At 44.6% G+C, this 7,661-nt stretch carries 10 protein-coding genes; 6 read left to right on the forward strand and 4 right to left on the reverse strand.

Annotation, left to right across the window (positions count from 1 at the left end; all coding sequences use genetic code 11):
- Positions 1-174: 174 nt before the first annotated feature.
- Positions 175-348: a hypothetical protein gene (locus HRU42_RS04975; RefSeq protein WP_112353065.1), complete on the forward strand. Its 174-nt coding sequence runs from the start codon at positions 175-177 to the stop codon at positions 346-348.
- A 290-nt stretch (positions 349-638) separates the two neighbouring features.
- On the opposite strand, the gene HRU42_RS04980 is transcribed toward HRU42_RS04975, so the two are convergent.
- Complete coding sequence (locus HRU42_RS04980) at positions 639-1,559, reverse strand: 1-aminocyclopropane-1-carboxylate deaminase/D-cysteine desulfhydrase (RefSeq protein ID WP_295029236.1); 921 nt, start codon at positions 1,557-1,559, stop codon at positions 639-641.
- 210 nt (positions 1,560-1,769) lie between these two features.
- On the opposite strand from HRU42_RS04980, the gene HRU42_RS04985 reads away from it, so the two are divergent.
- Positions 1,770-2,177 carry a YccF domain-containing protein gene (locus tag HRU42_RS04985; RefSeq protein WP_295029237.1) on the forward strand — a complete coding sequence of 136 codons (408 nt, stop codon included), beginning with the start codon at positions 1,770-1,772 and terminating at the stop codon, positions 2,175-2,177.
- Positions 2,178-2,242: 65 nt separating this feature from the next.
- Here HRU42_RS04985 and HRU42_RS04990 read toward each other — a convergent pair whose 3' ends face one another.
- Positions 2,243-2,974 carry an ABC transporter substrate-binding protein gene (locus HRU42_RS04990; protein WP_295029238.1) on the reverse strand — a complete coding sequence of 244 codons (732 nt, stop codon included), beginning with the start codon at positions 2,972-2,974 and terminating at the stop codon, positions 2,243-2,245.
- 229 nt (positions 2,975-3,203) lie between these two features.
- Here HRU42_RS04990 and HRU42_RS04995 point away from each other — a divergent pair, with 229 nt between their 5' ends.
- Positions 3,204-3,434, forward strand: coding sequence for a PGPGW domain-containing protein (locus tag HRU42_RS04995; protein WP_295029239.1), 231 nt, complete (start codon positions 3,204-3,206; stop codon positions 3,432-3,434).
- Positions 3,435-3,535: 101 nt separating this feature from the next.
- On the opposite strand, the gene HRU42_RS05000 is transcribed toward HRU42_RS04995, so the two are convergent.
- Positions 3,536-3,892: a DUF6508 domain-containing protein gene (locus HRU42_RS05000; RefSeq protein WP_295029240.1), complete on the reverse strand. Its 357-nt coding sequence runs from the start codon at positions 3,890-3,892 to the stop codon at positions 3,536-3,538.
- A gap of 298 nt (positions 3,893-4,190) precedes the next feature.
- Here HRU42_RS05000 and HRU42_RS05005 point away from each other — a divergent pair, with 298 nt between their 5' ends.
- On the forward strand, positions 4,191-4,547 hold the full coding sequence (locus tag HRU42_RS05005; RefSeq protein WP_295029241.1) for a hypothetical protein: 357 nt from the start codon (positions 4,191-4,193) through the stop codon (positions 4,545-4,547).
- 27 nt (positions 4,548-4,574) lie between these two features.
- Here HRU42_RS05005 and HRU42_RS05010 read toward each other — a convergent pair whose 3' ends face one another.
- Complete coding sequence (locus HRU42_RS05010) at positions 4,575-5,468, reverse strand: LysR family transcriptional regulator (RefSeq protein WP_295029242.1); 894 nt, start codon at positions 5,466-5,468, stop codon at positions 4,575-4,577.
- A 224-nt stretch (positions 5,469-5,692) separates the two neighbouring features.
- Between HRU42_RS05010 and hppD the strand changes: the two genes are divergently transcribed.
- Positions 5,693-6,733: a 4-hydroxyphenylpyruvate dioxygenase gene (gene hppD / locus HRU42_RS05015; RefSeq protein ID WP_295029243.1), complete on the forward strand. Its 1,041-nt coding sequence runs from the start codon at positions 5,693-5,695 to the stop codon at positions 6,731-6,733.
- Between the two features lie 155 nt (positions 6,734-6,888).
- Positions 6,889-7,506 carry a LysE family translocator gene (locus HRU42_RS05020; RefSeq protein WP_295029244.1) on the forward strand — a complete coding sequence of 206 codons (618 nt, stop codon included), beginning with the start codon at positions 6,889-6,891 and terminating at the stop codon, positions 7,504-7,506.
- Positions 7,507-7,661: the final 155 nt, after the last annotated feature.

The raw sequence follows: 7,661 nt of genomic DNA on the forward strand, positions 1-7,661 counted from the left end.
CAGGTTACAGTTTTTAACAAAAAAATGATGACGAGTTTACTTGATTAATCCGTCGAAGATGGCTAGTCTCAAAACGAACTTAAAGCTCATCTTTTGCTCATTGCTAAGGATTTTATTATTAAATACAAACTGCTATTGATTAGTACTAGCAGTAAAACATAAGGAGTATGACCTATGTCGTACAATGTAAATGGTCACCAGATCACAGTTAGTTTTCCAGTAGATTCAATTTCGGTAAATAAATCTTCTATCGCTTTCACCGATAGCCAAGGAAAAAACCGACAGACTTTCTCTAAGCGCACCGAAGCGTTGAAATTTATGAATTGGCTTTTATCTGGCAATAAATAAGTTTAAATGAATTGTCGTCAAACTCTCACTAGGCTGCTAGTCAGAGATTAGTTCAAGCAACAAATAGATGCTAATCGATACACTCCTCTCACTGGTATCGAATGTTTCCCCGCTAATAGACAGGAAACAGATAGGACCGACACCATAAGTCGGCTATTAAGCAATAAAGCAACTCCTACCTTTGGTTCAGGCTGTATCACTTTCACAGATACTTAGCCTGACCAAACGGTAAATACTCCCCCTAGTTAACTCCCCTAAATAGCCACTTTTCGTTTAAACGGTTAATCATTTTAATCACCGTATTTCCGCCTATATCTCGCCAGCATGGTTTCATTACCTAGTAAGCCTCCTTGGTGAAGATATAAGATAGGCACATCATCCTGACTGATGCTTAGATGTCGTTCCAGTGCCATCCAACCGAGAGGATCATAAAGCAGCTCAAAAGCGATACCACTGAGTGAGAGCGTTTTCCACATCTCATAAAACTCAGGATACAGCTTGCCGAAATGATACTTTTTTACCAGAGTCACTATCTCAGGGTGATGTATTGGATTAGCTGACAATTGGTTAAATTGTTGGGTTAAATAGCCGCTCCCCCCAACCGCCGCGCAGGTCAGTACTCGGATACCGCTCTCTTGTTCAACAAAAAACTTATTAAGATACAGTGCCGTGGTGCCAGTACCAGCAGGCAGAAAAACGACCAGCTGACCGAATCCACTCTCCCTTGCCCACTGCGCTATCTCTTCGGCCAGTTTAGACACTCCGAACTCGGCGTACTCGCAGCGACCTCCTTCAGGAACAAAAACAGCATTTTCCTCAAGCGGCAACACAAGCTCTTGTATATAAGTGTGAGTGTCTCGGCCAGCTCTATCATCCAAGGTGTCGAGTGATATGATATGGGCGCCATTGGCTAATGCTGCAGCATAATTACCACTTGGCTTGAGTTTGATGTGAGAGGCAATGTGGTCCACATAGAAATCTAGACTCCAGCCCTTAAGTTTAGCTAGCGCCGACATTGAATAGAGGGAGTTTGCCTGGGGGGAGCCATAGCCGATGAGTTTAGTCACTCCAGGAAAATCATGCTCAAGGAAATAGGCAAACTTTCGCGCCTTGTTACCTGAAAATTCAGGATGGAGTAGATCGTCTCTCTTGACAAAAATCTGTCGGTTAAACATCTCTATGGTATCGACAGGGGTATGGCTTAACTTCATTTTAAGGCATTAAAACAGGAATTGTCAGGCAATTATTTTACCATTGGCTAGGCATCACGATCGACTAAAAGTACTAAAACCTGATAAATCTCACTAACCGCCTGCCCACAAAAAACAATAAACACCTGAAATAAAAGACTTTACCTTGTTGGCACGATATTCGCTTATTAAGATTAAAGAATGAGAAACCCTATTTTATTGGAGGCCTAAATGCCTGTATTACGGTTAATATTTAACATAGCTTGGTTTGTGCTTGGCGGCTTTGTCATGGGATTAGTATGGTGGCTAGCTGGCTTACTCTGCTTTATCAGCATCATAGGGATCCCATTCGGACGCGCCTGTTTTGTCATAGGCGAAATGACATTTTGGCCCTTCGGTCAGGAACAGATGAACAGAAGACATCTCACGGGACAAGAAGATCTGGGTACCGGCGCTTTTGGCACAGTGGGAAATATTATCTGGTTTCTATTATTTGGGATTTGGCTCGCTATCGGACATATCACCTATGCATTAGCCTGTTTTGTCACCATTATTGGCATCCCTTTTGGAATTCAACATCTCAAACTGGCCATCTTGAGCCTAACGCCAATCGGCCAAACTCTGGTGGCAAAAGCCTAAAATGATCAATCAATGTGGAGCCATGGCCTAAACAAATCTGTGAGTCAGCATTAGCTGCTTTGCAATTATTTATTGGTCGTCGCAACAGCAGCCATATATTGATCCAAAATAGATTTCGCGTCTATTTTAGACAGGCCGCGATTAACAATATCCCGCCATTTGTGGCCATCTGGGTTGTTTTTAAAGGCAACATATAATTGTTTCTGTTCCAGCAGCTTGGGATTTATCTGTAACTTAGCGGCTAATGGCTTCAAGTCTTCTCTCGCCAATATGTACCTGAGTACATGTACATCGATAACGGCGCCATCTACACGACCTGTCGCCACCTTCTTGATATTGTGTTCATCGGAGCTGACGACTTCGACGGGTTGAGTCCCCTGTTTGATCATGATATCGAGATCGGCGGTATTCACATAATCCCTGACAACACCCAATGTATACTCATTGAGATCGATAAGTTTTGGCCAACGGATAGGATGAATTTGTCTCTCTACTAGACCCAATGAGCTTACGCCGAGTGATTCAGAAAAAATAAAGGCCTGTGTAGGATAAGAATATGCGGGGAAATATCCTAGATACATGGAATCATCTCGCCTAGCCAGCCTCACAGTCCGGGCCCAGGGATAAAAGTCGACCCTAAGCTCATGGCCCATAGCATTGAGTGCGGCGCGGGTAATGGCAATCAATGCCCCTTGATCCACCAGCTTTTTACCCGAGTAAGGTGGCCAGTGTAACGACGTCAACTTGAGGGTATCCGACTTAGCGGGCAAGCATAGCAATAGGGCTAAAAGTAGCACAAGCCTAAGCCCGCACTTCCCTGATGAATAGCTGAGCCTGGTAAACGGAAATATCATGGTTATTCGGTTAATGGAAATATCCTACTTAGCATAGATTTTACATAAGTATAGCCAGTTTATACTTAACGGTTATCGTCAGGGCAATTAAACCTTTGTTACAATTGTCACTGGCGTGTATACCTTAATAATGAGACATTGGCTAACACATCATGATTAAACGGGAGCGAGTATGATCCGTAAGGCGCTTATCTCCATTGTCGGTGGATTGCTGACACTCGCCGGTATCGCTCTATTGGCTTTGCCGGGCCCCGCCTGGCTGCTGCTACCAATAGGCCTTGCCATCTTGAGCCTGGAATATCCTTGGGCAAAGATCTGGCTGCGTAAGAGTCAGCGCCAGTTTTATGCTTCAGCCGCCTGGCTAGATAGAAAAATTCTATTGTGGAAGATGAATCGATCTTAGCCTCTCCTGCCGCCATCGAACGCTAACACACCAGACGCCTGCCATTTGCTGGCTAAGCTGGCACCAAACTGTATAAGCTAGAGCCTAACGCTTTGGGCCTGCTAGCAAGCAAGCTTCACTGAAAAATTATTACAGCGTTCAAGGATTGCAATCAAGACACCTTGGCGTCTCATATTATCCATCACCCCAGGGCTAAAGCGTTCGAGACGCGTCATGGCGGTAAGCAATAATTGGCACTCATGCAGGCTGGCATCGGCAATATATTCGGGACTGTCGACTAGATGGCTATTTTGATACCAGTCATCCCATTTAAAATCGTTCAGTAGCAACTGGCACTCGGCCAAGTCTTGGGTAAACTCCTGCAGCTTAAAAACCGAGACGGGTTTGTCCCCGCAAGCTAATACATTCACATACTTAGCATAAAGGTTCGATGTATGATTCGATACTGAGAGTTTCATCTGATACCTCCTATCAATGAGAATGGCCTTAATAAATATGCTCGTTGAACCCTGACACTCAACTTTCAAGCTTCTGAAAACATTATATAAGTTCAATGTCCGCATATGTCGTATCGCTGACCCTAATGTCTTCAATATAGAAGATGAGATCTGAACCCAAGCTTAACGGTACGCGATATTATAAATGTCGGCCGTGAAGCCGATTTGCTTTCGCTACTGGCCAGTAGCTGACACCTCGACTGAATATGCTATAACTTAGTAAAGCGCTCAAATAAAGCTAAACGAATAGGATAAGTATATGCACAAGCTTTTATATCTCGTATTTCTCTTGGTGTTAACCTGTGGTTTATCTCTGCTCTCAATGGAGGTCGAGGCTAAAAATGACAAGAACGAAAAGCATCAGAAACACGATAAGCAGGGCAAATCTTCGACTCTACCCTACGGATTACAGAAAAAAGTCGCCAAGGGCGAACCATTACCACCCGGATGGCAAAAGAAACTTAACCGAGGGGATATATTGAGTGATGACCTCTTCTCTCGCGGAAAAATACATAACCCCATGGATAAACAAGGTGATATCACCCTAGATATCGATGGTTCACTGATAAAGTTGCATGATAAGACGCGCACAATACTCGATATCATCACAGATTAATCTGATTGAAAGCTGAATCTTGCTAGGCTAGAGCTCTGCACGATCGAATTCTTCCATAATGAGCTCCGTAAACAGACGCCCCGCCTTACCCAATGGACGCTCCATGGTCGACACTAGCTTGGGCGTGAAGCTGTGGCGGTTACCACCACTGAAATCCACCTCAACCAGATCCCCACGCATGAGCTCATCATGGATAAGGAAGTCTGGCATCCAGCCAAAACCTAATCCCATCACCAATGCATTCTTCTTCATGATGAAACCTGACAGATAAAACACCTTATCACCACCAAATTGAAGCTCATCGCGATTGCTTATCTCGGGAGAGGAATCTTCGATGGTGAGCTCAACGTGCCTTTGCAGCTCAAATAAGGAGATATTCTCTTCCACAGCCAAGGGATGGCTGGCCGATACGACGAGTATGCTGGTGATATCCGGCAGAGACTGAGGTCGATAATTGGGACCAGTACGATATTCTTTCACTAGCATAAGATCGGCATTATCTCGCTCAAATCTGGCTTGTACTCCACCGAGAAACTCCATATTCAATTGGATTTTTGTCGGGATCTGATGGGCAGCCATACGTTTCAATGCCTTCATGATAGGCTCCATCGGCAAGGCTCCATCGATAACCAGTTCCAGTTTTGGCTCCCAGCCCTCACTGAACCTGCTCGCCAAATGTTCAATATTTGCCAGGTACTGCAACAGTCTCTGGCCTTCTGCGAGGATAACTTTACCTTCCGGCGTTAATTCGGCACGGTACTGATCCCGACAAAAAAGATTTACACCTAAGTGTTGCTCTAGCTTCTTTATCTGATAACTCACCGCAGACTGAGCCTTATGCAAACGCTCTGCAGCCTTAGCAAAGCTGCCTTCTTCGACCAAAACCTCGAGTACTTTAAATGCATCAACATCTATACGCATACATGCCTCATTAGTGTAAACCTAAACATACTATCTACTTTATAGATTAACTCACGCCAATTATTATTCTTTTTTTTGTTCATCTGAGCAACTAAATTGATATTAAGATCACAATTTAAGTGAAACTGATGTCTGGCTCAAACAGTAAAGTTTGAGCATCCCAAACATAAAACATAAAAAAAGCACCCATCAAGGTGCATGAAAAATTGAACGAGGATAGAACAATGGCAAGCGAAAAAAATCCACTGGGCTTATTGGGCATAGAATTCACTGAATTTTCCACCCCTGATCTTGAATTCATGCATAAAGTATTTATCGATTTCGGTTTCTCAAAACTGAAAAAGAGCAAGAACAAAGATATCAGTTACTACAAGCAAAATGACATCCACTTCCTGCTCAACAACGAACGAAGCGGTTTCTCGGCCGAGTTTGCTAAGAGTCACGGTCCTGCGATCTGTTCAATGGGCTGGCGCGTAGAAGATGCACAGTTTGCCTTCGAAGGCGCGGTAGCTCGCGGTGCTAAGCCTGCCGATGATGCTAACAAGGATCACCCTTATCCGGCTATTTATGGCATAGGTGACAGCTTAATTTACTTTATCGACATCTTTGGTGAAGAGAATAATATCTACCAAAATGATTTCGTCGATCTCGAACAGCCCGTCATCACTCAGGAAAAAGGCTTCATCGAAGTCGATCACCTCACCAACAATGTCTACCAAGGCACCATGGAGTTTTGGTCTAACTTCTATAAAGATATTTTTGGTTTCACCGAAGTGCGTTATTTCGATATTAAGGGGGCTAAAACCGCCTTGATCTCTTACGCCCTGCGCTCACCGGATGGCAGCTTCTGTATTCCAATCAACGAAGGTAAAGGCAGTGAGAAAAATCAGATAGATGAATATCTGAAAGAGTATGATGGCCCAGGCGTACAACACCTGGCATTCAGGAGTCGTGATATCGTCGCCTCTCTCGATGCGATGGAAGGTTCATCGATTCAGACATTAGATATTATCCCTGAATATTACGAGACCATCTTCGACAAGCTACCTCAGGTGACCGAAGACAGAGAGCGCATCAAGCATCATCAGATATTGATCGACGGCGATGAAGACGGCTACCTGCTGCAGATTTTCACTAAAAATCTGTTCGGCCCTATCTTCATCGAGATCATTCAACGTAAGAACAACCAGGGTTTCGGTGAAGGTAACTTTACCGCCCTATTTGAGTCCATAGAGCGTGATCAACAGCGTCGTGGCGTACTTTAAATCGGCCTTGAATCAGTCCGATACGTTACACACAGTGCTAATTTAGGTTAGCCAGATGTAAAACCAGCCCCAGTGGCTGGTTTTTTGTTTTCAATGAGCAAAATACTCTCTAGACTGAGTCTCCTTTATATAATAAAAATAAACACTCATTACAAATGCCTGATATCGCCCTGCTCGCTGTTTTTCTACCGACCTTCTTCTTCGTGTCAATCACACCCGGCATGTGCATGACACTCGCCATGACCTTGGGCATGAGCATCGGTGTGCGGCGTACCCTGTGGATGATGGCAGGTGAGTTGCTTGGTGTGGCTATCGTTGCAATTGCGGCTGTCATGGGCGTCGCAAGTATCATGCTTAACTACCCTCAAGCCTTCTCAATCATCAAGTATGCCGGCGGGGCTTACCTCGCCTACATTGGTGTCCAGATGTGGTTATCTAAAGGCAAGATGACCATCACCAATGAGCAGCAGACACAAGTGAGCCGCACGAGTCTATTCAATCAAGGACTGATGACCGCGATTTCAAATCCTAAGGGCTGGGCCTTCATGGTCTCCCTATTACCGCCATTCATCAGCGCCGATAAGGCGGTGGCGCCTCAGTTGTTCTGGCTATTGTCTATCATCTTGGTCTCCGAGACCGTGGCTATGCTCGCCTACGCCTCCGGCGGTAAGAGCCTAAGGGTATTTTTATCTAAGGGTGATAATATCAAGCTGATGAACCGCATAGCAGGCTCCTTGATGATAGGTGTTGGTTTCTGGTTGGCGTTAGGTTAAACACGATACAGTCATGATCTTGAATCTAGAGCCTAGGACCGCATTTATTCCTTATGCTTAAACGGCAATGACTTAGCAGCCTCTAGCATGTAACGGCGATTTTGTTCGGCTTCTTGTAGCGTAAAATTCTCGATGGCGTCTCTGAACCTTGGGTC

Source organism: Shewanella sp., from assembly GCF_013214165.1.
GTDB lineage: Bacteria > Pseudomonadota > Gammaproteobacteria > Enterobacterales > Shewanellaceae > Shewanella.